The organism is Roseibium album (assembly GCF_965233825.1).
In the GTDB taxonomy this organism is placed as follows: domain Bacteria; phylum Pseudomonadota; class Alphaproteobacteria; order Rhizobiales; family Stappiaceae; genus Roseibium; species Roseibium album.
Window position 1 is genome coordinate 2009298 of the sequence record NZ_OZ247583.1, and the last position, 24939, is coordinate 2034236.

General features: G+C 56.6%; 26 protein-coding genes. 14 read left to right on the forward strand and 12 right to left on the reverse strand.

Features of this window, described 5'->3' with window-relative positions; genetic code table 11:
* Positions 1-56: 56 nt before the first annotated feature.
* Positions 57-1181: a DNA alkylation repair protein gene (locus tag ACO6TI_RS09390; RefSeq protein ID WP_422384816.1), complete on the forward strand. Its 1125-nt coding sequence runs from the start codon at positions 57-59 to the stop codon at positions 1179-1181.
* A 435-nt stretch (positions 1182-1616) separates the two neighbouring features.
* Here ACO6TI_RS09390 and ACO6TI_RS09395 read toward each other — a convergent pair whose 3' ends face one another.
* From ACO6TI_RS09395 to ACO6TI_RS09405, 3 genes are read right to left on the reverse strand one after another with little or no spacing between them, the layout of a single operon-like run.
* The gene (locus ACO6TI_RS09395) at positions 1617-1988 is read right to left on the reverse strand and encodes a hypothetical protein (RefSeq protein WP_348315771.1); all 372 of its coding nucleotides are present in this window, start codon (positions 1986-1988) and stop codon (positions 1617-1619) included.
* Position 1989: 1 nt separating this feature from the next.
* Positions 1990-3177, reverse strand: coding sequence for an MFS transporter (locus tag ACO6TI_RS09400; protein WP_409855985.1), 1188 nt, complete (start codon positions 3175-3177; stop codon positions 1990-1992).
* A complete protein-coding gene (locus ACO6TI_RS09405) occupies positions 3167-3526 on the reverse strand; it encodes an MmcQ/YjbR family DNA-binding protein (RefSeq protein WP_055119814.1) in 360 nt (119 codons plus the stop codon). The genes ACO6TI_RS09400 and ACO6TI_RS09405 overlap by 11 nt, the downstream gene beginning before the upstream one ends.
* A 155-nt stretch (positions 3527-3681) precedes the next feature.
* Between ACO6TI_RS09405 and ACO6TI_RS09410 the strand changes: the two genes are divergently transcribed.
* Positions 3682-4500 (forward strand): RNA polymerase sigma factor, encoded by an 819-nt coding sequence (locus ACO6TI_RS09410; protein WP_422384817.1) that lies wholly within the window; start codon positions 3682-3684, stop codon positions 4498-4500.
* Positions 4501-4599: 99 nt separating this feature from the next.
* On the forward strand, positions 4600-5079 hold the full coding sequence (locus ACO6TI_RS09415) for a YybH family protein (protein ID WP_422384818.1): 480 nt from the start codon (positions 4600-4602) through the stop codon (positions 5077-5079).
* 91 nt (positions 5080-5170) lie between these two features.
* Here the strand turns inward: ACO6TI_RS09415 and ACO6TI_RS09420 are convergent, their stop codons facing one another.
* Positions 5171-5485 carry a hypothetical protein gene (locus tag ACO6TI_RS09420; protein WP_159100668.1) on the reverse strand — a complete coding sequence of 105 codons (315 nt, stop codon included), beginning with the start codon at positions 5483-5485 and terminating at the stop codon, positions 5171-5173.
* 104 nt (positions 5486-5589) lie between these two features.
* On the opposite strand from ACO6TI_RS09420, the gene ACO6TI_RS09425 reads away from it, so the two are divergent.
* The 4 genes from ACO6TI_RS09425 to ACO6TI_RS09440 all read left to right on the forward strand — a co-directional run bounded on the left by ACO6TI_RS09425 (position 5590) and on the right by ACO6TI_RS09440 (position 8368).
* Positions 5590-6450 (forward strand): LysR family transcriptional regulator, encoded by an 861-nt coding sequence (locus ACO6TI_RS09425; protein WP_108873363.1) that lies wholly within the window; start codon positions 5590-5592, stop codon positions 6448-6450.
* Between the two features lie 160 nt (positions 6451-6610).
* Positions 6611-7039, forward strand: coding sequence for an Hsp20 family protein (locus ACO6TI_RS09430; RefSeq protein ID WP_029064358.1), 429 nt, complete (start codon positions 6611-6613; stop codon positions 7037-7039).
* 33 nt (positions 7040-7072) lie between these two features.
* Entirely contained in the window at positions 7073-7357 is a 285-nt protein-coding gene (locus ACO6TI_RS09435; protein WP_051645067.1) for a DUF1150 family protein, read from the forward strand.
* Positions 7358-7732: 375 nt separating this feature from the next.
* Positions 7733-8368: a hypothetical protein gene (locus ACO6TI_RS09440; protein WP_144436126.1), complete on the forward strand. Its 636-nt coding sequence runs from the start codon at positions 7733-7735 to the stop codon at positions 8366-8368.
* 162 nt (positions 8369-8530) lie between these two features.
* Here the strand turns inward: ACO6TI_RS09440 and ACO6TI_RS09445 are convergent, their stop codons facing one another.
* Both ACO6TI_RS09445 and ACO6TI_RS09450 read right to left on the reverse strand, forming a co-directional pair.
* A complete protein-coding gene (locus tag ACO6TI_RS09445; protein ID WP_029064361.1) occupies positions 8531-9748 on the reverse strand; it encodes an OpgC family protein in 1218 nt (405 codons plus the stop codon).
* A gap of 111 nt (positions 9749-9859) precedes the next feature.
* Complete coding sequence (locus ACO6TI_RS09450; RefSeq protein ID WP_422384819.1) at positions 9860-11245, reverse strand: tetratricopeptide repeat protein; 1386 nt, start codon at positions 11243-11245, stop codon at positions 9860-9862.
* A gap of 270 nt (positions 11246-11515) precedes the next feature.
* Between ACO6TI_RS09450 and ACO6TI_RS09455 the strand changes: the two genes are divergently transcribed.
* Both ACO6TI_RS09455 and ACO6TI_RS09460 read left to right on the forward strand, forming a co-directional pair.
* Positions 11516-12667: a YeeE/YedE family protein gene (locus tag ACO6TI_RS09455; protein WP_422384820.1), complete on the forward strand. Its 1152-nt coding sequence runs from the start codon at positions 11516-11518 to the stop codon at positions 12665-12667.
* 98 nt (positions 12668-12765) lie between these two features.
* Entirely contained in the window at positions 12766-13245 is a 480-nt protein-coding gene (locus ACO6TI_RS09460) for a DUF302 domain-containing protein (RefSeq protein ID WP_104701509.1), read from the forward strand.
* Positions 13246-13539: 294 nt separating this feature from the next.
* Here ACO6TI_RS09460 and ACO6TI_RS09465 read toward each other — a convergent pair whose 3' ends face one another.
* Positions 13540-14301 carry an SDR family oxidoreductase gene (locus tag ACO6TI_RS09465; RefSeq protein ID WP_104701510.1) on the reverse strand — a complete coding sequence of 254 codons (762 nt, stop codon included), beginning with the start codon at positions 14299-14301 and terminating at the stop codon, positions 13540-13542.
* Positions 14302-14491: 190 nt separating this feature from the next.
* On the opposite strand from ACO6TI_RS09465, the gene ACO6TI_RS09470 reads away from it, so the two are divergent.
* From ACO6TI_RS09470 to ACO6TI_RS09485, 4 genes are all read left to right on the forward strand, one after another.
* Complete coding sequence (locus ACO6TI_RS09470) at positions 14492-15277, forward strand: ion transporter (RefSeq protein ID WP_055119823.1); 786 nt, start codon at positions 14492-14494, stop codon at positions 15275-15277.
* 120 nt (positions 15278-15397) lie between these two features.
* Entirely contained in the window at positions 15398-16249 is an 852-nt protein-coding gene (locus ACO6TI_RS09475) for an alpha/beta hydrolase family esterase (RefSeq protein ID WP_209012206.1), read from the forward strand.
* Positions 16250-16369: 120 nt separating this feature from the next.
* Positions 16370-17650, forward strand: a complete 1281-nt coding sequence (locus ACO6TI_RS09480; RefSeq protein WP_422384821.1) for a CaiB/BaiF CoA transferase family protein — start codon at positions 16370-16372, stop codon at positions 17648-17650.
* Positions 17647-19263 (forward strand): thiamine pyrophosphate-binding protein, encoded by a 1617-nt coding sequence (locus ACO6TI_RS09485; protein ID WP_422384822.1) that lies wholly within the window; start codon positions 17647-17649, stop codon positions 19261-19263. Before ACO6TI_RS09480 ends, ACO6TI_RS09485 begins: the two co-directional genes overlap by 4 nt.
* 159 nt (positions 19264-19422) lie before the next feature.
* On the opposite strand, the gene ACO6TI_RS09490 is transcribed toward ACO6TI_RS09485, so the two are convergent.
* Positions 19423-20313 carry an SRPBCC family protein gene (locus tag ACO6TI_RS09490; RefSeq protein ID WP_055119546.1) on the reverse strand — a complete coding sequence of 297 codons (891 nt, stop codon included), beginning with the start codon at positions 20311-20313 and terminating at the stop codon, positions 19423-19425.
* Positions 20314-20428: 115 nt separating this feature from the next.
* On the opposite strand from ACO6TI_RS09490, the gene ACO6TI_RS09495 reads away from it, so the two are divergent.
* The gene (locus ACO6TI_RS09495; protein ID WP_422384823.1) at positions 20429-21229 is read left to right on the forward strand and encodes a helix-turn-helix domain-containing protein; all 801 of its coding nucleotides are present in this window, start codon (positions 20429-20431) and stop codon (positions 21227-21229) included.
* Between the two features lie 140 nt (positions 21230-21369).
* On the opposite strand, the gene ACO6TI_RS09500 is transcribed toward ACO6TI_RS09495, so the two are convergent.
* The 4 genes from ACO6TI_RS09500 to ACO6TI_RS09515 form a co-directional block, all read right to left on the reverse strand.
* Positions 21370-21771, reverse strand: a complete 402-nt coding sequence (locus ACO6TI_RS09500; RefSeq protein ID WP_055119550.1) for a RidA family protein — start codon at positions 21769-21771, stop codon at positions 21370-21372.
* A 358-nt stretch (positions 21772-22129) separates the two neighbouring features.
* Positions 22130-22711: a hypothetical protein gene (locus ACO6TI_RS09505; protein ID WP_422384824.1), complete on the reverse strand. Its 582-nt coding sequence runs from the start codon at positions 22709-22711 to the stop codon at positions 22130-22132.
* A 28-nt stretch (positions 22712-22739) separates the two neighbouring features.
* Positions 22740-23405 (reverse strand): hypothetical protein, encoded by a 666-nt coding sequence (locus ACO6TI_RS09510; protein ID WP_158705316.1) that lies wholly within the window; start codon positions 23403-23405, stop codon positions 22740-22742.
* A gap of 49 nt (positions 23406-23454) precedes the next feature.
* On the reverse strand, positions 23455-24846 hold the full coding sequence (locus ACO6TI_RS09515; RefSeq protein ID WP_422384825.1) for an FAD-binding oxidoreductase: 1392 nt from the start codon (positions 24844-24846) through the stop codon (positions 23455-23457).
* Between the last annotated feature and the right edge of the window lie 93 nt (positions 24847-24939).

Here is a 24939-nt window from a genome sequence, read left to right on the forward strand (position 1 = left end):
GGCACACCACAACTGGCACACAGGGGCAACGTTGAAGCAGGCACAGGGAATGACTGATGGAACCTTTCAAAAACAAGATCTCGCCGGACCTCGTGCAGTGCCTCGGAATGCATATCGAACGCCATCTTGAGACTTTTGACCGCGCAGCATATGAAGCCGCAATTCTCTCCGCGCTTGATCAGCTTGAGCTGAAGCAGAGGGCCCGGCTGATCGCCGATGAAACCGGCAAAATTCTGCCGGAAACCCTCGATGCGAAGTTCCACATTTTGCGCTCCATTCTCCATCCGCTTGAAAATGAGGATGTGGATCGGGCGAGCGATGACAAGGGCATCCGCGGCTGGGGCATGATGCCGCTCGGGATGGTGGTTACCGATCATGGTCTTGGGGACTTCAAGAAGTCGTTTGCGCTTTTGAAGGAAATGACCAAGCGCGCGACCGCTGAATTCGAGGTGCGCCCGTTCCTCGACCAGGACCAGGACAAGGCCTTGTCAATCATGACGCCCTGGGTGAAGGACGACAGCGTCCATGTCCGCCGTCTTGTGTCCGAAGGCACGCGGCCGCGTCTGCCCTGGGGCATGCGGCTGAAGAAGCTGGTCAAGGATCCGTCTCCGACCCTGCCGCTTCTGGAGGCGCTGAAGGATGATCCCGAGGAATATGTCCGCCGCTCGGTTGCCAATCACCTCAATGACATCGCCAAGGATCATCCTGATCTTGTCGCGGATATCGCAAGGCGCTGGCTGAAGGATGCGGACAGGAACCGCGAGAAGCTTGTGCGTCACGCCTGTCGATCCCTGGTCAAGCAGGGGCATCCGGGAACGCTGACAGCCTTCGGGCTCAAGCCGCCTGAGATCACAGTGGGTGGACCGAACGTCAAAACGCCCCGGGTGATCTATGGCGATGCGGTTTCATTTGATGTCGAACTAAGCTCGACAGGCAAGAAGGCTCAGGATCTCGTGATCGACTATCTTGTCCATTTCAAGAAAGCGAACGGGACGCTGGCGCCAAAGGTCTTCAAGTGGACGAAAGTGAAACTTGAACCCGGCGAGATGCTGTCCCTCTCCCGCGACCACGCCATCAGGCCGATCACGACACGGGTCTACTACGGCGGCACCCAGGCCATCGGCCTCAGGATTAACGGCAAGGATTTCGGGTTTTCGGAGTTTGACCTGGTGATGGAGTAGACGAGGAGTATGGACGCATCTCTTTCCGTGCCGGACGCAGCGCAACGAAATTCCGGGACCTGCTTGCCTGGTTGTCAATTTTGATTGAATAGATCCCGGCACGCACTGCGCTTGGCCGGGACAACGATGAAGAGGCACATTCGGAGATTTCATAGGGCCGGCGACTGTCTCTTTTGTCATCCCTGCGCAGGCAGGGATGACAAGGAAAAGGAAAGATCCTGGTATTCTGAAAGCTCAAGATTTCAACTTGCAACCGTCACCCCGGACGAACGCGAGTGAGATCCGGAACCGGGGAGCGACGGTATGAAACGAAGAGATGGCCGGCTGCTCGGAAAGTCTGCTGAATTGGTTCAGCAACCAGCTTCCCAGAACTGCTAGCGGTGGTAGCACATCGGGCAATACCACTCGACGGCTGAAACTCATGATATGAGCGACCTAGAGTCGATCTTCTTCGCCTGCAATCTTGAGCATAAACTTGGCAAAAAAGACCAGTCCCAAATAAATGGAAAAGAAGATTTGAAAACCGTAGGCGAACGTTAGAAATTTCTGTTCTGGAAATTGGTTCGAAAGCAAAAAATAAACAAGCCAGCCAGCCGCGCAAACAACAATTTCCAGCATATAAGAGCGATCGCCGCGCTGTCTTTTATTTTTGAAGTAAACAAAAAAATAGTAAAGGGGTATCAATATTAAACAAAAACCCAATTTAGCAGTGTATCTGGATTCAATTTCTTGATTGATGAAAATAAAGTATGCGGCGACTAGAGCAACATAAAGCACTGCTGCCGCTTTGTGGTTCGTTTTTTTCACTTCAACTGATCCGCTTCAGCCGCAACATGCCCAAAATTCCGAGCGCGGGACCAATCGCCATCAGGGCGAACATGCCGGGCCAGCCGATCAGCTCCGCCCCGAGTGGTGTGAGCTGGACCGTGAAAAACGTTAGCGCGAAGCCAAGCGCAGTTTGGAAACTCATCAGGCTGCCGGCCTGTTCGGGCGGAGCATAGTCGGCGACGAGCGCGGAGAACTGGGCTGAGTCCGGCAGGATCGCCGCGCCCCAGATCAAAACGCACAGGATCGTCAGCCAGACGGGGCCGCCGAATGTGATGGCTGATGCGATGGCGGCGGATCCGCTGACAATCATGGCGAGGATTGCGATGTTTGCCTTGCCGACCCGATCGGCGACAACGCCGGCAATGACACTGGCGACGCCGCCGGCAGCAATCGTCAGAAAGGCGATCAGGCGGGACAGGGAAACAGCATCGCTCTCGGGCATGTGTGCGGAGAACGACAGCGTCAGCGCAACGCCGATCCAGGCCCACATGGCATAGAGCTCCCACATGTGACCGAGATATCCTGCATAGGCGTAGCGGATTTTCCGGTCGGTCCAGGCGGTAAAGATCGCTTGGATTTTCATGCGCGGTGCCTTGGCATGAAAGGGACCGAGTGCTGCAAAGAGGCAGAGGGCCCCACCGGCAGCAGACGCAATGGAGGCAACGATCAGGCTCCAGCGCCAGTCTGCTCCTCCCAGAAGCGCCAGGAGGTGCGGCGCGGCGGAGCCAAGGGTGAGGGCGCCGACAAGCGTGCCGACGAGAAAACCCCGGTCCTTCTGGCCCCAGCCGACGGCGATTTTCATGCCGACCGGATAGACACCGGCGAGCAGGGCACCTGTCGCGAACCGTGCAAAGATCGACACCAAGCCGCCGGGTTCAACAACCAGAAGACTCGCATTGAAAAGCGCTGCCGTGATTGCGCAAAAGGCAAACAGTCGCCGCGGGTCGATCCGGTCGGCAAGACCCAGGAGCGCCGACGCGAGTGCGCCGACGACAAACCCGATCTGGACAGCACTTGAAAGCGCTGCCTGCCGTGTTTCGGAGATTGCAAATTCCCGCGTGAGATCCGGCAGGATCGCAGCTGACATGAACCACAGGCTCATGCCGGCGACCTCGGCAATCATCAGGAATGACAGCGAGCGCCATTTTCCGGAGAAGTCAATCTGCAAGGCCGAGTTCTTTCCGGGCTTTTTTCGTGAGCTTGCCCGCAATAATCTTGTGAGCGGCCACAATATAGGCCTTCAGATCCTGATCCGGGAGTGCACCTGCCCGTTCCATTTGGACCCACTTCGCGCGCGCAAGATAGGGTGCCGGGATCATTCCTTCCTGCTGTATCAGGAGCGCATAGGAGATATCGGAACACTTGAAGCCGATCCGCTGATGGTCGCCGTCGCCCCAACGGGAGCAGATCGCGAAAATCTTGCCACCGACTTTCCAGACAGAAGCGTTACCCCACTGGATCACATGGGAGGTGGCAGGCAATTCACTGCAAAAGACGTCAAATTCGTCGCGGGTCATTTGAAACTCGTGTCTGAACAGCACGGGAAGACGGGATGCGCAACAGTGGCGTGTCAAATCCGATCGCGCAAGCTTCGGAGCGATCAAAAAAATATGTCACACATTCTGCTCCGGCCCCTCTAACACTATGAAGTGTCAGATGACAGGAACATGAGATGACAACAGGCAATGTATCCCTGGAGATGGTAACAGCCGCTCAGGAAGGTGACCGGCAAGCCCTTGAAAAGGTGCTTGTCGGCATACAGGACCGGATCTACAACCTCGCCCGGCGTGTGCTGGTGAACCCTGAGGATGCAAGCGAAGCCACACAGGAAATTCTGGTCCAGATCTTGACCAAGCTGTCGACATTTAGAGGTGAAAGCGCCTTTTCGACCTGGGCTTACCAGGTCGCCGTTCGCCATATTCTTTCGGCCAAAAAGCTGCGTGACCGCGATTTGGGACTCACGTTCGGGATGTTTGCCGCCGACCTTGAAACGGGTCTCGTCGCTGATCCACCCGAAGCGCCTGACCAGGCGCTCCTGCTGAACGAGTTGAGGGTGTCCTGCACCATGGCGATGCTGCTTTGTCTTACGATGGACCTTCGCCTCGCCTATGTGTTGGGCGATGTATTCGAGTTGGACCACGGGGAAGCGTCGGAAATACTGGAACTCGCGCCATCTGCCTATCGCAAACGGTTGTCCCGTGCCCGGTCGGAAGTTATTGCTTTCACGTCCCGTCACTGCGGACTTGTGAGTGCCGGGGCGAAGTGCAGCTGCCCCAGACGTCTTCCAGCTGCCATGAAGGCCGGACGGGTGGTACGAGGCAATCATCCCAATTCGATCGGGTCTTCCCTCAGTTACATTGAGACAAAGCAACAGGTCGAAGCCGTGATTGAGGATCTCAGGTCTTTCAAGCTTCAACGCGCCGTGCCGTATCACAAGTGCCCACAAGACATCCGCACACAATTGACCCGAATTCTGTCGCCGAGCCTCTAGGCTTCTAAGCGAACAGATCCGCCAGACAACTAGATCGTTTAACCAGCTTGGCATCAAGCGGGACTGGCACCGCATTGCCTGAACATGAGGAATGGAAACATGCAACTACGAACGCGCGTTCTGACGGCCGTTTGCACGGCCGTTTTCTCAACCTTTTCGACGCTGACCTATGCAGAAGGATCTGAAAAAATGAACCAGGACCAGCAGGATGTTCTGACGCTAGTTCAGAAGATGACAAGCGCCTTCGAAGCCGGAGATCTTGAGACAGTCATGCGGACTTACGAGCCCAATCAGACCATCATGTTTGAGCCTGGAAATCCGGTGTCGGACGGTGAAACGGCAAAGACATCCTTTGAACGATTTGCAGCCATCTCACCCAGGTTTTCCTACTCCGGACATGAGGTGATCGTGGAGGGAGACATCGCCATCCACATTGCGCCGTGGCAAATGTCGGGCACTGATCCCGATGGCAACGCGATCAAGGGCGAGGGCCTGTCCATCGCGGTTTTGCGCAGACAGCCGGATGGGTCCTGGAAAATGGTCATCGACAACCCGCACGGCAGTCATCTGCTGAAATAACGCCAAACGGGATGGAACCTCAGGCGGCGCGCCGACGCGCGCCGCCTGAAGAACAGAGCAGTGCCTGGCTTGTTCCCGGGCATCAAGCTGCCTAGCGCCGTTTCGTGTCGTCGGGCCGCTTTTGCAGGTTCATGGGGTTTTCGAATATCGGCTTCGGCCACCGTGGATCTCTACAAAATGCAGTTGCGGTCGTTAGCCAGCGGAATCGGAAGAAGGAGCGCAGCCATTCTTTCTGTTTTTGCTTTCTGAGCTCGATCGCCTGCATTTCAAAGCAGACATGCTCCGGGATCTCATCCGGCCAGAACTCGGCATGGTGCGGATAAAGTTTCCGGCGCGGATCGTTCCATGCGAGACCGGCGTCGCAGTCCGGTTCACCAACATTCAAAAGAGAATAGGGAATTGGCATTTGCAATATCCTCTCATATTTGATTTTCATGAATGAGTTGACACGGAACTTCTCACGAGTTGAGTTTATCTGCATGTTTTTCAATTGAAATTAAGGTTTCAAAAATGAAACAAAGTCTGGATTGGGAGGACCTGCGCCTGTTTCTCGCGGTGGCGAAAGCCGGTGGGCTTGCAGGCGCAGCAGAAAAAACCGGTCTCAGTTCAGCGACACTGGGCAGACGGGTTTCGTCGTTGGAGCACAACATGAATGTGAGGCTTGTGGAACGCGAGGCGCGCGGCTACCAGCTTACACCGGCAGGGCGGGAACTGGTGCTTCAGCTTGAGGACATGGACGAGGTGGCAAGGTCCATTTCCAAATGGCGGCAAAGTGGCAGGACCAAACGCCGCGTTCGCATTTCTGCGGGCGACTGGACCGCACGCTTGCTTCTGGACAATATCTCCGAATTCTGGTCTCCCGACGACCCCTGGGTGCCGGAGTTTCTGGCTGACCCCCGCAATCGGGATGTCGCCCGCCGACAGATCGATATCGGCATCAGGAGCCGGAGACCGAAACAGGAATGGTTGGCAGGCCGGAAGATCGGTACCGTCAGATATGCGGTCTATCAGTCTCAATCAATTGCCAAAGACGTAAATCCGGGCTGGATAGGCGTCGTCGAGGACGAGGCGCACTTTCCGACGGGAAGCTGGATCAGGGAAAACCATGGCGACCAGGTGGTCGTTACCGTGAACAGGGCGGCCCATGCTTTGTCGCTTGTCCGCCAGGGAACCGCACGAATGCTGCTGCCGATGTTTGTCGGCGAGGCTTTTGCAGATTTGCAGCGGATTTCCGACCCGATCGACAGTCTGCAGACGGAGCGCTGGCTGGTCATGCACCAGGATGAAAGGCATGAGCCGGCTGTGCGTCAGGCCTTGGCGGCACTGGCAAAACTGTTGAAAACTGACCCGATTTTATGTTCGGAGTTCTAGTTTTCCATCAAAACAACCTCGTAATAGGCGGAAAATTGCGCGCTCCTTGAATCAAAATTAACTAGGCTCCATATTTAATCGTGAATGGAACCTCTTGGTTCCAGCCTGGATGCCTCTCTAAGGGTCCGGGTGCAAGGTCGCTTCGACAAGGACTTTGAGGATGTCACGCATGTCAGCGTTTTCCAGCCCGTTTATGCTCGGGTTCGACGATATCGAACGTGTGCTCGATCGCGTTTCCAAGGCCGCCAATGACGGCTATCCGCCCTATAACATCGAAAGACTTCCGAAAGTGGAAGGCCAGGGCGATGTAATCCGGATCACCCTTGCGGTCGCCGGATTTACCAGGGAACAGCTCGACGTTTCGGTGGAAGAGAGCCAACTGGTGATACGAGGCAGGCAGGTGGACGACAAGTCTCGCGAATATCTGCACCGCGGCATCGCAGCCCGGCAGTTCCAACGGGCCTTTGTTCTGGCTGAAGGAATTGATATTCTCGGCGCAGACCTGAAGGATGGGCTTCTGTCCATCGATCTGGCACGTCCGGAACCGGAGCGCGTGATAAGAAAAATAGAAATCTCCAGCGGCGAATAGACCCTCGTTGGCTACAAGAATGGAGAAAGACTGATGCACGATCCCAATGGCCCTGACTGGGCTGACCAGACTATTTTGTCCGAATTCATGTCGGCGGACGAACTGACCGAACTCGGTACCGGTGATATCGCCTATATCAAGCCGATCAAGGCAGTCGATCTGAAGGAAATGTTTCCCGACGTCCCGCCCTTGCATGACAATGTGACGCTGTATGCCCTGCAAAATGCAGACGGCACGCCGATCCTGCTGGCAGACAGCCGCGAAGCCGCTGTCGCCAATGCCTTTGAGGCAGAGCTGGAAATGGCGTCATTACATTGAGCAGCATCGAAAGACAGAAGCACCGGTCCTTGGGCCGGTGTTTTTTTGTTCGCCAAGAAGTTCCTTGACCTGAACAGGGTCACGACTGGCTGTTAGGTGAGAATTGCCGATGCTTTGAGCAGGAAAGTCGCACGCCTCAGCAGGTTATTTGTAAAATTCATAGAAGACAGATTTGAATTTTCCATTTTGAGAAATAGAATATAAGAAAAATTCAGAAATTCCGTGATATTATTTGAATTAAGACGATCTATTGCCTGTTAATTTTGACAATTAAACGAAGGTTTCGGTGGGTGCTATATGAAATCTGTCGCTTTGGTTGTATTTGTTCTGGTGTTGCTTTCGTCTCCATTGAGTGCAATGGAGCAAATTGTTGTAATGGAGATTCCAAACGTCGCGGAACGGGACAGTTCAGGCTTGTATGATCGTGTGCTCACAAGGGTGCTGGAAAAGTCTGAACTTGAGGTCCTTGTCGAATATTTGCCCATGAACAGGGCGATAAAGGAATTCGAACGCGGCAATTATTCCTGTGTCTACCCGATCGGATTTCGTGGGGTGACAGACGTCGGCACCTCGAGCGTGTTGGTAAATTATTTCAGTTATCAGTTTTTCTCGCTGAATTATCCCCGAATGGCAATTGAAGAGATTGTGGCGGGAGACTACGCGGTCGCTGCTCTGGATTTCGAGGAAACCAGACGTTTGGCGCAGCAGATGGGTCTGGATGTCGACATCTATGTTTCGTCAAACCGCAATTTGGCAAATATGCTGCGTATGGAGCGGGTCGATTTCATTTTTTCCATAAGCCCGGATTTTCCGCTTGAGTTCGAAGATCAGCATGCGCCCGCTGAACTGATACGAAACGGGGATGCCTTCGAACAAACGCCCGACGGTTTCATTTGTTCCGATGATCAGGCGGGAGAGCGGATTCTTCAGAGTTTCAACAGGGCCCTGGCAGAGATGACCAGTGTTGGAGAATTACGGAGCATTATGGGCCCCCTGTATGAAGAACGTTGAGTAGCGGCGAACAGGAAACATGCCGATAAAACGCGGCATGAGTGTCTGCATCTATTGAGAACATCGGAACGCCCGACGGTTCGGTCTCCGTTGGTTCACTTTCCTGTCCGCCCATCCTGAGGGGACGCCTGGAGAACGGCTCTCAAGATAGGCGGGTTCTAATCAGGTAAGGGCGGGCTCTTTTGCCTCCGACCGTGCGTGCTCGGTGGTTTGGTTGCCTCCTTCCCTGGGTGAAGAACCCGGGACCGTGCTCGATGGAGGATTGGAGATTGACGGCGGTTTCCGCCAGGGCTGGCTCTTGTACCAGGACACCACATAGGCGACGGCAATCAGCGCAAGGAAGCCGCCGAAATTGGTGAACACCTGCGCCAGCCACTCACCGCGGGCCCATGCCATGTCCCGCAGGATGGCCACGGTCTGTGCAATCACGAGGCTCGCCATGAAGACGGCAAGCGATTGCTGACCGACCTTCTGGACAACACGTACAAACCCGCCCCACAGCACGCCGTGTCCAAGAAGGCGTTTGCCATGTTCACCCGCGGCAACCCAGGCGACATAGGCAAGGGCAAGGAAATGCATGTAGCGAAGAATGCCGAATTCGGTCTTGACCCAGAGCGGTCTGATGGCCTCGCGAACTTCCTTTGCCCAGACGAGGTCCAGGTGGTTCGCGCTGTAGACGCGGAAATATGCGAAAGGCACCGTGATCACGAGGATTGCAAGGGCAAACAGCACGAGGTTTCGGCTGACAGGCGGTGCCGGGATCCAGCCGCGCATGAATGCAAATCCGGTGAAGAAGAGCATCTGCCATGCGAAGGGGTTGAAGAACCACTTGCGGTCCGACCAGGGTTCTGCCGGAAGGTCAAGCAAACCGAATTGTGAGGCCAGCCACAGACCGATTGAAAAGGCGAATGCACCGGGCACCGAGTAACGTGAAATCAGCATGATGGCCGGCATCAGCGCCAGGATCACCACATACATTGGCAGGATGTCGAAGTAGTTGGGTACCCAGGTCATCGTCATCAGACCCGGCAGGGCAATCTCCGTCTTGTTGTAAAGATGCCAGAGGTTCAGTGAATTGACATAGTCCTGCGTCAGGCCGCAGCAGTCGTTCAGGAACCCGCTTTCGTGGACCATCACCAGTCCGACCGCAACGACCAGAAACTGTCCGATGAATGCCCAGTAGACCTGCCACATCCTTTGCGCGATCCTGGCAGCGCCAATACCCCATCCGTAGACATCGAATGTTTTTCCAAATGCCAGGGCGGAGGCCATCCCGGAACAGAATACGAAAATTTCAGTCGCGTCTGAAAAACCGAAACGTGCCGGGATCCACAGCGTCCACCAGTTCCAGGGCACGTGGGCGATGAATATGATGAACATGCCGATGCCGCGAAAGAAGTCGAGTCGCGGGTCGCGCGGACGTTTCGTTTGAGTATGTACGTTCACGTCAAATCCAGAGTATTTCGGTCAAACAGATCCCGGGTGATGCGTCTAGACCGAGTTCGCAGCTCTCAGGTTCTCGTCTTCCATCACCTGCTCGGCGCGCCGCATCTTTCCGCAGATCTCAAGCCGCTGTTCGGCAAAACGGTCAAGTGCGCCGCGCTTGCTGCTACGGCTCTTGATCAGCGTTTCAGCTTCTGACGAAAAGCCTGCCCGCAAGCCGGCGTCAATGGTGATGCGTTCGAAAACATCCCGCTGTGCATGCGAGCCGCCGATCGTGTGAAGATTGTCACGGGCAGACGTCAACAGCGAAAACGCTGAGGCGTAGTTGCCTTTGCGGTATTGCTCCAGGCCGAGGCCCGTCGGCAATCCGGCTTCGGCGGAAATCCGGCCGATATCCGTTTCACTCTGCGCGCGTTCTTTCAGGCCGTTCAGCAGCCTGTCGGAGCCCATTCGGCGTCCACCGTTCAGCAGCGCCAGCAGGTAGTGGAGGTCGGCAAACACATTGCAGCCGTCTTCGGCACGTTTGTCGGAGAGTTGGGCAATTTCTTCCCAGCGGGCGCCGACGTCGACCCCTTCCAGTTCAAGACGAACCAGCAGCGAAGCCGCATTGGAAATATCCCGGTAGTCGTCTGTCTTGTCTTTGCGAATGTCTGCATCATAGAGTGCAAGCGCCTTGTCGGCTTCGCCCTGGTCCAGATACATCAGCGCGAGATGCCACCAGACGTGATAACCGAAATTGTTGCAGTGAGCCCAGCCATCCGGATGGTTTTCAAGCCAGCCGGCACCTTCTTCGGAGCGGCCGGTCATGTCGTGAACGTGCGCGACCGCATGCAGGCCCCAGGCATCGTCACGAGCGAATTCCAATCCCTTGCGACCCGAAGCCTCTGCCAGGCGGTAATCGCCGGTCTCCTCAAGGGAAAACGCACGGCAGCCAAGCAGGTAGCCATAGGCCGGATGCTTTTCGTCGTATGCCGAAAAGACGCGTTCAATGGACTGGCGCATCCCGACGGCATCGCCGAGCACAAAACGGATGGCGTGAAGGACTTTCATGAGGAACGCGTCTTCGGGAGCGCGCACAAGCATCGCGTCGAGGATGTCCGCGGATCGCGAGGGAAAGCCCTGCATCCAGGTGTCCAGCGCATCGATAAAGGCCTGCTCGCGCTCGGTGACCGGAGTGTGTTGTGCCGAGGTCTTGGCAATCGCCAGGCATTCCTGCGATGTTCCCAGGAGTTCCTTGCGACCGAGCAAAAGACAGAACAATCCGCGGGCCGCATGGCCAAGAGCGAAATCCGGACTGAGGCTCAGGCATCTTTCAAGATGTTCCGGCGTTGTTTTACCGTGCGCCAGAAAGGCCAGGACAGTCGCGTTCCAGGCCGCCAAAGCGTCTTGGTCGGAAAGAGTGAGATCATACCCAAATTGATCGCTGAGACGCATGTCTGGCCTTTTTGTTTCCCATGCTGGCGACTGTCGCACATCGCACTTTCTGAAGCGGATGGCGGCAGTCAACCGAATGAATACTTACCGCTAAAAATCCGCAGCATTCTCATGAACTGCAAAACACAAAAAGGTGTTGGCAATGTGTAGTGCGCCAAACGACCCTTGGATTGTGAACATATGGCGGTTAATGCAAGGGTAAAGGTCAAAATTTCGGCAGTCAGGCACAGTCGACGAAACCGGTATCGGACCGGACAGGAAGCGGAAATAATGGCGGTTACCATTGCGAAGTCTCAAGGCACGGTCATAGCGGTTGCGACCGGTCTTTTGGCCGTGATCGCAATCGGTGCATATAACGAAGCCGGCATGCGACAGGCTGTCGCAGTGTTGATCGGCGGTGTCGCGGGGCTCTCTCTTTACCACGCGAGTTTCGGTTTTACGGCTGCCTGGCGCAGGATCGTGACCGAAAAACGTGGCGCGGGCCTCCGGGCGCAATTCGTTCTCATTCTTCTGACGAGCGTGGTCTCCTTTCCGTTGATTGCCTGGGGCAGTCAGCTTGGCTGGCCCACCGGTGGTTTCGTGTTTCCATTCGGTGTGGCGGCCGCCGTTGGAGCTTTCATGTTCGGACTGGGCATGCAGCTTGGTGGTGGTTGCGGATCCGGTACGCTCTTTACGGCAGGTGGCGGCTCCACCCGCATGATGATCACGCTTGCAGCCTTTGTCCTGGGGTCTGTTCTGGCAACGGCGCATCTGCACCTCTGGGGACGTCTGCCGAAGTTGCCCGCCATCTCTCTGATAAGGGAATTGGGGCCTCACGGAGCCTTTCTGCTAACGGCCTGCGTACTTGGTGTGCTGGCCATCGTCACGATCCGGATCGAACGAGGTGCGCATGGCGACCTTGCCACATCACGAGCGACGGGATCGTTCCTGACAGGGCCGTGGTCACCGATGCTGGGTGCAGTCATGCTGGCGGTCGTCGGCATCGCGACATTTGTCGTGGTCGGCCGGCCCTGGGGCATCACGTCGGCCTTTGCGCTTTGGGGTGGCAAGTTCTTCCATGCGATCGGCGTTCCTGTCGATACCTGGCCCTACTGGACGTGGCAACGCGGTGCACTTGAAAACTCGGTCCTCAGGGACACGACGTCCGTTATGGATTTCGGCGTCATTCTCGGGGCCATGGTCGCTGCCGCGCTGGCGGGCCGGTTTGCTCCGGTCTGGCGCCTCAGCCGCCGAGACCTGTGGACTGCGATCGCAGGTGGACTGCTCATGGGCTACGGCGCACGTCTTGCCTATGGCTGCAACATCGGCGCGTATCTGGGCGGGCTTGTCTCCGGATCCCTTCATGGCTGGCTTTGGTTGCTTTTCGGGTTTCTCGGCAGTCTGCTGGGAACCCGATTGAGACTTAAGCTCGGCATGGGATGATCTGAAGACCTCGGACAAACACCCGATTGTGAGGGCCGCGTGAGTTCGTCTGCGGTAACTTGCGGCTCATTTTACTGCCTGGTCACGGGAGACAGGACATGCGGGTGCTGGTTGGTTGCGTTTTTCTATTGTTGTGTATGACCGGAATGGGTTTGTCCGACAGCGTCCCTGTCAGGGATGGCTGGCGGGTGATGCCCACGGAAAAGCCGTATCAGACGCTCGTCGACGATCTGAAGTCGGCCATCAAGGCGGAAAAGATGCTTCTGGTCACCCAGGCTAGCGCTTCCGGTGGCGCGAAGGGCCGCGGTCTTACGATCCCGGGCAACAGGGTGATGGGTGTCTATCGCAATGATTATGCGATCAGAATGCTCGAAGCTTCCGTTGCCGCCGGTATTGAAGCACCGATACGATTTTACGTGACGGAGAACAGTGATGGCACGGCAACCCTGTCATGGAAAACGCCCGGCTTCGTTTTCGCGCCTTACATGGAGGAGGGGGGCGAAGCGCTCCGCGAACTTGCGGCAGAGCTCGATGGTGTTTTCCGGACCATCGCTGAAAACGCTGTTGCATCACGGTAACACACTGCATTGAATTTGCGTTTCTTTTTGGGGATGAAGCGCGTTTAACCTTGTGATGCCACATTTCAGGCGCGACACTGTTCATGTCGTTAACAACCGAAAGGAGGTGTGCCCATGTCTAATGAGTATCGGAACGTGGCCCGGGGATCTGGGTGGAATCGAACGGTGCTGGAGCAGCCTCTGGTATCGGACAGTTTCGCCGGGATTTGATCCGGACCTGGGGTCTACGTCGATCTCATGGGAGGGCCGCTATGCGGCCCTCTTTTGTTTTGCGGGCAGCCGGAAACAGGCGTGTCAGACCAGTCCGGCGGCTTTGCGCACATCTTCGTCCCGCAAGGAACAGTCGATACCGCGATAGGTGTCGCCAGCCTCCGTGCTGAGCCAGCAGATGGCCTCACCGACCCATTCGGCGGGGATGTGCACGGAAGGGTCCAGCTGGCTGACCGGATTGATGCCGGACGCCTTGATGTCGACCTGCATCTGGGTTGCGACGGTGCCGGGGCTGAGGCCGATGACACGCAAACCCTTTTCTCCGAATTCCTTTTCCCCGCAGCGGGTCAGCGAGAGCGCTGCTGCCTTTGACGAACAATAGTGGCTCCAACCCTCCAAAGCGCCGGTTGCGGCACCCGAACTGATATTGATGATCGTGCCTGCGCCCTTTTCAAGCATATGCGGAGCGGCGGCGCGAAGTCCGTGGTAGACACCTTTCACATTGACGTCGATCACCGTGCCCCACGCGTCGGGGTCGGACGCCTCAATTCTGGTGATGGGTTCGATGACGCCGGCATTGTTGACGAGGATGTCGATTGTGCCGAATGTCTCCACGCATTGCGCGATCGCGCTTTCCACGTCGCGATAGTCGGCAACATTGCATGTGATGGCAATTGCTTCGCCACCGTTTTCGTTGATATCCGCCGCGATCCGCTCGATATCGTCACCTGACCGTGCCGCCAGGGCAACCTTGGCGCCGTATCTTGCCAAACTCCGTGCCGCAGCTTCACCGATACCGCGGCTGGCACCTGTCACCATGGCAACCTGTCCTGACAAATCAAACATAGAGTGTTCCCGAGTTATATGGACCCGACCGGTCCTTGTTGAACTTGGCGCAAACTTAGTGGCAGAAAGCATCGGAATAAACAGCTTGTTTGCAGCAACTTCGTGTAAGAATTACACGAATGCTTGAAAACTGTATTTTAGCGATTTGATGTTGCGTGCAACATTCCGACTGAAAAACGAGGCACAATTGATGGCGGCTGATAAACCGGTTCTGCAGACTTTGTTTCGTCAGCTCTATTTTGGTCACTCAACCAGGGCACGGGTGTTCAGATATGTACTCCTGGCCTTCGATCTGATCACGATCGGCTATTTCATCGTGTCTTCCGTGATGGATCCCGAGCGGCACTTTCATACGCTTGATTACGCAATTGCCGCTGTTCTCGCGCTGGACTACGTTGCCCGGTTGATTGCCTCCGCGACGCCGGCCAGGTACATATTCAGCTTCACGTCGGTCGCGGACCTGGTTGTGATTGCTTCTCTTGTTGCCCCGGTTTTTCTGGAGAATTTTGCCTTCCTGCGTATCGTCCGGATGCTCAGGTTGCTGCGGTCCTACCACCTGCTGAAAGAGTTGCGTGAAGCGTCGAGCTGGTTCCGCCGAAACGAAGACATTCTGCAGTCAGCTGTCAATTTGGTTGTGTTCATTTTTGTCGTCACGGCCATCGTCTTTGTCGTTGAGGATGACCGCAATCCGAACATCAACAACTATCTGGATGCGCTCTACTTCACAGTGACCACGTTGACGACGACAGGCTTTGGCGACATCACGATGACGGACAGTGTCGGACGCCTGATGACAGTCCTCATCATGATATTCGGCGTTGCCCTGTTCTTGCGGCTGGTGCAGACGATTTTCCGTCCCTCGAAGGCACAGCTTGCCTGCCCGGACTGCGGCTTGAACCGCCACGACACCGATGCCATCCACTGCAAGCACTGTGGTCGCATGTTGAACATTCCAACGGAAGGCGCCTGGGATTAGGTATTTGTGTCTCGCTGACTTGTGATGACGCCAAGCTGGACAAACGGACCGGAAAAACCATTCTCTTCTGGCAGTCTTTCCGCGCTGGGCAGACGAAGAAGCGTGTCACAGGAGCCGGTCTTGTTTTTTGAAAAGTATCCATCTGCGGTCCGCGCCGCCCTTTTGGCCTCCGCGCTTGTGGCGGGCCCCGCGTCGGCTGATGACCAGTCCGGGTGTGGCGAAGAGATCCCGTGCAACGTCGACAACGGGGAATATTACATCCACCTGCCTGAGAACCTGGACGACAGTTCACCGCTCGGTGCGATTTTTTACCTGCACGGCCACCGTGGCAAGGCAGTCAATGCTATCCGCAACAAGGGCTTCCAGCGCATGGCGGACGACCTCGGGGTGGCCTTTGTGGCGGTTCAAGGTGTCAACGGTACATGGTCGTTTCCAACCGCCCCCAGAAATCTGCGTGACGAGCCGGTGTTTTTTGACACGGTTCTGTCTGACCTGGAAAACCGCTTCGGCATCGACAGGGACCGGACGATGCTTTCGGGATTTTCTTCCGGCGGCTTCATGACCTGGTATATTGCCTGCGAAGATTCCGATCGTTTTTCGGGTTACGCGCCGATCGCCGGCGCATTCTGGGAACCGCTCCCGGACACTTGCCCCGCAGAAAATCCGTACCTTTTCCACGTTCACGGTACCAGCGACACGGTTGTTCCGCTCGCGGGACGCTGGCTGGGAGGAGGCAAGTGGAAACAGGGTGACGTATTTGAAAGCTTCGATGTTTGGCGGCGCCAGAACGGGCTCGTGGAAGAGAAATCTCAAAAGCTTTCCGACGGTAATCTGGAATGCGAGCGCTGGGCACCGGAAGAAGGGCTTTTCGAGCTATGCCTTCATACCGGGGGACACAGCGTGGAAGCCAAGTGGATCAAGCGTGCCTGGAACGAACTCGGTACCATCAAGGGCTGGGATCGGAAAAGTTGAGTTTTCACATCGCCTTAACAGGAATGTGAGGCAAGGTGTTCATCGTGCATGCAGACCGGAGTTGACGGGAAAGGGGCTATGTGCCCATTTCCCCGGATCTTGTCAGTCTGAAGGTGTTGCGTGTCCCAGCCCACCAGCGCATCCGGAGCCCTTTCCGGTCTCGTTGTCCTCGATTTGTCCCGTATTTTGGCCGGGCCAACCTGTTCGCAGGTCCTTGGTGATCTCGGTGCGGAGATCATCAAGATCGAACGGCCAGGCCGCGGTGACGACACACGTGGCTGGGGTCCGCCGTTTTTGAAGGATACGGATGGGAACGAGACCGCCGAAAGCGCCTACTATCTGTCGTCCAACCGGAACAAGTCGTCAGTCGCCATCGATCTCGCCAGTGCGGACGGCCAGAAACTTATCGCGGATCTCGCAGCCAGGGCGGACATCCTTCTTGAGAATTTCAAGGTTGGCGATCTGAAGCGGCGAGGGCTCGACTACGACACGCTCCGGAAAATCAATCCTGGTCTGATCTATTGTTCGATCACCGGCTTCGGACAAACCGGACCCTATGCGCATCGCGCCGGGTACGACTTTCTGATCCAGGGCATGGGCGGGATCATGTCTCTGACCGGATTTCCGGACGATGAAGGCGGCACGGAGACCAAATGCGGGGTCGGCATTGCGGATGTGATGTGCGGCATGTATGCGGCGGTTTCCATCCTTGCCGCCCTCAATCACCGGAATGGGTCGGGTGAAGGCCAGCATATCGATATCTCGCTCCTGGACGCGCAGGTTTCCTGGCTGATCAATCAGGGTGCCGGGTATCTTGTCTCTGGTGATGTGCCAGGCCGGCTTGGCAACGGGCATCCGACTATTGTTCCCTACGAAACGTTTCCCGCAAGCGATCAGTCATTCATCATTGCCGTTGGCAATGACACCCAATTCAGGAAGTTCTGCGAAGTTGCCGGAGCGCCTGAACTGGCGGATGACCCGCTCTATGCACGGAATGCTGACCGGGTCCGCAACCGGAAGCAGCTGGTGCCATTGATCCGCCGCCTGACGATCGAAAGGACTGCCGCAGAGTGGATCGCGCTGCTGGAGGCGGCGAGTGTGCCTTGCGGACCTGTAAACAATCTCGGTCAGGTGTTTTCAGATCCGCATATCCTGGAAAGGAACATGCGGATCACGCTGCCGCACCCGCTCAGCGGTTCTGTCGATCTGATCGGATCGCCCATCAATCTGGAAAAGACACCGGTCAGCTATGACAAGGCTCCACCGATGCTCGGAGCCGACACTGCGGACGTTCTTCAACGGCATCTCGGCTTGACCGAAGAAGTTTTGAAAGACCTTTGTGCCAAGGGCATTCTGGATCTTGGAAACTCATCTGACAAAAAGGACCAAACAGCCAAATGACAACCGGCGCAGACATTATTGCCGGCAAGCTATTTGCCGCCGGCTGCCGACATGCTTTCGGAATTCCCGGTGGCGAGGTTCTGGCCCTGATGCAGTCCCTGGACCAGGTTGGTATGAATTTCGTGCTGGTTAAACACGAAAACGCCGGTGGGTTCATGGCCGAAGGCGGCTGGCACGCCGATGGCGCACCGGGCGTGCTGCTGGCGACGCTCGGTCCGGGTGCGGCGAATGCCGTCAATGTCATTGCCAATGCATGGCAGGACCGTGTTCCCCTGGTCTTCCTGACGGGGTGTGTGGATCAAGGCGAGGCGGAGAGCTATACCCACCAGGTGTTCGACCATCAGCAGCTGTTGCGCCCGATCGTCAAGGCGAGTTTTTCTGCGCGTCTCGGTGCGCTGGATGTGATGATGGAAAAGGCGCTTGCCATCGCGCTCGATGGACAGCCGGGTCCGGTTCATATCGATGTCCCGATTCGGGTCGCCGAGATGGAAACCGAAGAAAAATGGTCAAACACCTTCCGATCAGCACCGGTCGGATCCGCGCCCGCTGCGGGATCCGAACTTGAAACGGCCACCGATCTGTTTGCAAAGGCGGAACGGCCGATCGCGATTGCCGGTGTTGATGCGGTCAATGAAGGCGCTTCAGCCGGGATCAGCGAGTTCTGCCGGAAGTTCCGTGTGCCTTTGGTCACGAGTTACAAGGGCAAGGGTCTGCTCGACGAAAACCATTCGCTTGCACTCGGCGGTGCGGGGCTTTCACCGAAGGCAGACGGACATCTGCTGCCGTTGATAAACGCAAGCGACTGCATTCTACTGCTTGGCTATGATCCGATCGAGATGCGTATCAACTGGCGCGATCCCTGGAACGCGGACGCAAATGTGATCGATGTGACTCCGGTTCTCAGAACGCACGGCATGCATAGCGTATCGGCAACATTGCGTAGCGCCACGATGCCGGTTCTGAACGTTCTGGGCGAAGCAAGAGACCCGGAGAACCGCTCATGGGAAAATGGTGAACCGGCAAAGGTCCGACAGGAACTGGACGCTGCATTTGCGCCGGAGCAGGACGGCTGGGGACCGGGAACCGTCTTTCACACCTTTCGCGGTGTGATGCCGGCCGACACCGTGGCAACGGCGGACAGCGGAGCGCACAGGATCCTGGCCAGCCAGATCTGGCGATGCCCGTTGCCGCGTCAGATGCTGCAGTCCTCCGCCTTGTGCACAATGGGATGTGCTGTCCCGCTGGCCATGGGGCATCGGCTTGTCGAAGGCGCTTCGCCTGTCATCGCCTTCGTCGGCGATGCCGGACTGGAGATGTGCCTGGGCGAGCTTTCTACCCTTCGGGATCTCAAGATTCCGGTCATCATCTGCGTGCTCGTCGATACCAGCCTGGCCCTGATTGAATTGAAACAGCGTGGCAGCCAGCGTCCGAACGTGGGTGTCGATTTCGGTGAGACCGATTTCCCCGCCGTTGCTCAAGCCTATGGGGGTCACGGTGTCTGGATCGACAGTGCCGACGACTTGCAGCGGGAAGCCGCGCAAGCTCTGGAACGGGATGGCTTCACGGTACTCGCCTGCCGCATTTCACGCCGGGCTTACGACGGAGCCTTTTGATGTAGACGGGGCAAGTGCGGCCGGCTAACCGGCCTGCACTGTTTCAAGACGGCTGCCATGTGCGAGCAGTTCCGGTGTTGTGACCCGAAAGGTCAGGTGCTGGGACCGCGTCCCGGACACAATCAATGCCGTCCTCCGGCGCCAAATCGCGAGTGTCGGTCATGCTCTGGCTTCGCGTTCCATGCGGTCTGCCCAGGCATCGGCAAGATCGGCGAGCACCGCCTTGAACTGGCGCTTTGCCGCTGTTTTGAACAATGTCCTCATGAGAAGATTGCCCTTTGGCGTGGCTTCGATGTCGATCGTGAAGGTCGAGCCATTCTCCTGTGGCACGACCGACCATGCGCCGTGGAGTTTCGAGATCGGATAGGGGTAATCGTCCGCCTCTGTGTGAATACGAAATCCGAACGCGTGACCTTCGTCGAACAGATCGCAGGTTTCGAGCCAGTTTTCTCCCTTTGGGCCGTAACACCTGCGCTGCATGCCTTCACCATTGCCTGCGACAACCTCGACCTTGGATATGTTGTCCGCCACATCGGCGTAACGGGGATGGTCTGTCATGACTTTCCAGACAACATTCCTGGGGGCATCAACTGTGCGACTGACTTTGGCGAGAAGTTTGTCGCCGGAGGACTTCACGGTGGCCTGGCTGAGAGGAACAACAATATCGCGGGCGCCCAGATATTGGCCGATCGCAAAAACTGCGACGAAAACAGCAACAGCGACAATCACCGCCTGTCCAGTCCCTGAAAACAGTTGGCTGCCGAACGCCAGCAGCAAGATGCTGGCCAGAACCCAGCCGGTATCCATTGCGGTTATCAGCAGCACCTGACCCTTGGCGACGAAGCGGTCGGTCGCCATCAGTGTCAGATCGAGTGCGAACACGATCAATCCCGCACCCAGAATACACAAGGAGAGGTTCTGCCATCCGGCGGTGTCAAGAAACAGGATTTCAGCGGAAAAGCCCGGCAGGAATAGCAGGTTAGCTCCGGTAATCAGCGAAAAGGCCGCGTTGAGCCCGAGAAAGATGCGGGCAGTTCCGGAATTTTTCATGGTGAAGTCTCGCTCGTCAGTTATCGATCGCCGGCAATCCTGCTGCTGAAGAAAATTCTTCTCAATTACATTGGAGGTAATAGACCTGTGTGCAGTTTTCGGTCAGGAAAGGAAAATGAGCTACAATCCGAACATGGACGAACCGACATTTCCTGGGTTCTTGAAGAATTGGCGACTGCGGCGCAGACTTTCGCAATTGGAGCTGTCGCTGCAATCTGGCATGTCGCAACGACACATAAGCTTTCTGGAAACCGGAAGATCCAATCCCAGTCGTTTTGCAATTGTGCAATTGGCAGAAGCGCTGCAAATGCCCGCGGCAGAAGTCGATGCCATGCTGCTCTCGGCGGGGTTCGCTGCCAAGTCCTCGCGCAATGGCTGGAACGGCTCCATTCAAAGAGCTGTTGAGGCTTCCGTCGATCACGTGCTCAAAGGGCATGAACCCTTTCCGGCAGTTTCAATCGACCGGATCTGGAATTTGTTGAACGCGAATGAAGCCGCACAAAGGTTCTTTGCGCTCGCCGGCGCGCGCGGCGACAGCAATCTATTGCGCGAGATTCTCGCGCCCGGGCCATTGCGAGAGCGAATCGTGAATTGGCAAGAGACCGCCCGAGCCCTGTTGAGGTTGCTGGAACTGGAAATCACACGCCGTCCCCATGACCGTGAGGCACATGCGCTTTTCGCCGAGCTAAGGTCGTTCGATGGAGTGGATGAACTTTTGTCTCACCCCAGTTCAGGTGTGAGCGCGCCTGTGATGACGATCCGGTTTCGGATCGAAGAAACCGAGTTGGAGTTGTTTTCGCTCATCGCGACGATCGGCATGAGCGCCGACGCGACGCTTGATGATTTGCGGATCGAAACTCTTTTGCCGGCAAATGATGTAACGCGTGACTGGTTCCAAAGCCGCTTCCTGCAATGACCGCCGATGGTTGCGGGCTCGCTGGTTGCGAATTCGGGTGTTGGGAAGACAGAGCTGAAAACGCCAGGGCCTGAATTTGCGCAGGCTGCAGCGTTTTCAGTCGGTGCGTACGAGGCGAACTGGAAACCTGAGAGTATCGCTTACGGCAACACCGCCGTGCCTTCGATTTCGACCAGAAATTCGGGCAGCGCCAGGGACTGCACACCAAGCCAGGTATTGGGAGCCGGCGTGACCTCTCCCCAGAATTCTCCAAGGGCCATGCCAACCGGTTCGAGTTTTTCCGGTGTGTGGTTCACGACATAGGTCCGAAGACGGATAAGGTGCTGCGGACCGAGGCCCTGGTCGGCGAGCACGGCCTTGAGATTTGCCAGACACTGCCGGGCCTGAGCGTTCAAATCATCGCCGCCCACAAGTTGACAATCCTTGTCCCAGGCTACTTGTCCGGCGAGATGCAGCAGGCGTCCGGGTTCAGAGACAGCAGCATGGGAAAATCCCCATTGAACGCTGTTATAGAGAGTGTCGGGATTTATGCGGTCGGACATGGGAACCTCTTGTTTGAACCAATGCGGCGTTGCCTTTTGGCAGCTGTTTGACCGGCATGGCGTTGGCGATCCTGATCGCAAAGTCCATTTCGTGTGTCAGAACCAGTGTTCGCACTTGGATGTTGTTCTGCCGGTCGTGCGACTATTCTTGACCGTCGCAACGCATTTGACCAGACCCCCGGTTCCGGATGTCAGGCAATCCTGTCCTGAACCTGAATCGCGTGATGAGTGGAATGGGAGCGGCAAAGCTGTCCAGATGCTGTCGCCGCTCCCACGATCTTGCTGTTTCCGGTTGACGATGTGCCATGGGAAGATGTCCGAAAATACAGATCAACCTATCGGCATTTGAATGTCCCGGCTAACCGCGTCGGGTTTTGCCGGCCCGGAAGCCGAATAGACCTGCGACGGCTCCTGCCAACAGGAAGCCGGCAGCTGGCAGCGGTACGGTGGTTGGTGTCGAGACGGCATAAAATTCATCCACACGCGCCTGCCGCAGAATGCCGACTTTGCCAACAAACTCTGTGCCGAACAGAGAAAGGGAAGAGACATCAAATGATCCCGCAAGGCCTGTAACATCGACGAAGCCGGTGCGGGGTATCCTTGCCGGGTCGCTTGGTCCAAGTACACCCGGAAGGAAATCCGAGAGACTGACCGGGATTCCGATTGTTGGATCAAGCGCGGTTCCGCTCGCATTTAAGGTCGTGAAAAGCAGCGGATTGAGGCCTTCGTCCAGGATGCGAATCCCGACCGCGTCGGCACCACCAAACAAGTCGGCGGAGAACAGCCTGAGCAGAAACGAGGTCGGCTCCAGTTCCGTTGCTCCGTATGTGGGAAATGCATAACTGCCACGAATCGTGTCACCCGGATTGACTGGAATCGCGTGGGCAACGCCGGAGCAAAGCATCAAGATCGAGGCAAAGGTTATAAGTCGGTTGAACATGGGTAAATTCCTTTCGTGAAAATGACGGCTAATTTGCGCGGGATGCCGGTGCCGAAAAAATGGCATCCTGGATCAGGCGACACTCGTTGGGTCCCTCAATCCCGTCAGCCTTTGCAGTGTCGGGAAAGGGAGGCGGCAGGCTGTCGCCTCTGCACCCGCCGCGATAACTTGTCAGCATCGATGCCGAAATCTCTGGGATCAGCGGACCGTGGTCATTCAGTACCAGGTGAATCTCCGCATTTGACGGCGCGTCGAAACTCTGTTCGAACCACCCGTTTTTGACATCACCGGCAGCCAGAAAGGCCGCAAAGGCAGCGGTTCCGTCCGGCTGGTTGACGACCCCGTCCGCGTAAACAATCTGCGTTCCGACCTCTTCGGCCCGGCCGATGACATCTTCCGCTGTGCAGGGAGACGCCGAACAGTTCTCCGGCTGCGTCATGATCACCCACCACGCAGTGGTCACGTGGCCCGGCGTGAGTTCGGAGGTACGCAGGGTCATTGTTGCTCCTTCGGTGCTCCGCAACAGCCGCGCTTCTGCACCAAGGATGTGCACCGCCGGAGTTTCCGCCGTCGCCATGTGTTCGACAGGTCGCGAAGCAATTGCTCCGTCTGCGGCAAGGGAAGGGGATCCAAGGCAAGCGGCACTGGAGCCGACCAAAAAGATCTGCCGGAAAAGTCTGAAGCTTTTGGCCATGGTGTGATTCCTTTCTTTTACGGTTGATTTCTCTTTGACTTCCCGGTTCTCACGGCTCATCGGTCGAAGCGTTCGGCGCAATATTCTGGTTAGACCTGAACAGGTTATGCGGGTCGTACCGACGCTTGATCGACGTGAGACGATCGAGGTTGCCGCCATATGCGCTGGAAATGTCCCCGGAGCGCTCGGCAATGAAATTCACGTAGGAGCCGGGAACTGCATGGTCAGCGATCCGTCTCGAGGCGGATTTCAGCCATCCGGTCATGGCGGTGTCTGCCGACGGGTCGCGCCAGCGAACACCCGGTGTTGAAACGAAGGAAACATCGCGATGAGGAAACGCGGTCGTGTCGTTATCGACGTCCGCGACAGCACCTCCCAGAAGGCAGATCAGCAGTTCGGATTCGGCTGTCGGCAGTTCTGGTGCCATATCGACCAGTGTGTCGATCAACGAGGGTGTCAGCGCACGATGATTGTGTGTGCGCCAGTAGTTTCGCGCACCAAAATCATAGGCCTGGTCGAGAAAACTTTGCGCCTCCGTGTAAGCGCGTGGCGCAAGGGCGCTGCCGACCGGCTCGACTCCACCGTAAAGATGCCGCACGACGCTGTATCCCGCGTCCGGTGGTCCTGCGAAGAACTGCATCAGTGTCAGCACTTTCGCCCCATGAAGATTGTCCGGTAGGGCAGGGGTTGCGGGTGCCGTCATCAGGTTGGCCCAGACACAGGATTCGCGGGGCAGCATCGGGGCGTGTTCGGCGTAGGTTGCCAGAACCGTCCTTGCATCTTTCAGGGCAAAGAAAGTGGGTCCGAAAAGGACAGTGGGGTCGAGTGCGTGAAGCTGGAACGTGAATTCGGTGACGACCCCAAAATTGCCCCCACCACCGCGAATGGCCCAGAAGAGGTCGGTGTTCTCGTCGTCTGAACACATCACGATTGATCCGTCGGCAAGAACGATTTCGGCGGACAGAAGATTGTCGACGGCCAGCCCGTGCAGTCTGGCCAACCAGCCAAAGCCACCGCCAAGGGTAAGTCCGGCAACGCCGGTCGACGAGACAACACCTCCGGGTGTCGCCATGCCCTGTGTTTGCGCAGCTGCATCAAACTGCCTCCATGTGGCACCGCCACCCACACGCGCAGTCCGGTTAACTGAATTGATCCGGACACTGTTCAGCGCCGACATGTCGATCATCAGCGCGCCATTTGCTACCGCCGAACCCGCGATATTGTGTCCACCGCCTTTCACACATAAGGCCAATCCCCGCTCCGCTGCCGTTTTGACAGCACTGGAGACATCTTCCGGGTGGCGCGCCGGCACAATTGCTATCGGTTTGCGGTCAATTGCGGCGTTCCAGACCTGTCGTCTTTCATCAAATTCCGGATTGCCTGGAAAAACGGCATCGGAGCCGAGACGCGCTGCCAGCAAGTTCAGTCGAGTTTCTTCCATGATGCCATCTGCCATTCGTTGCCATTTACTGTCGGCAGAAGTCTGTCGCGAGTTTCCGGCACAAAAAACTCATGAATGTGAAGTAACTACAGA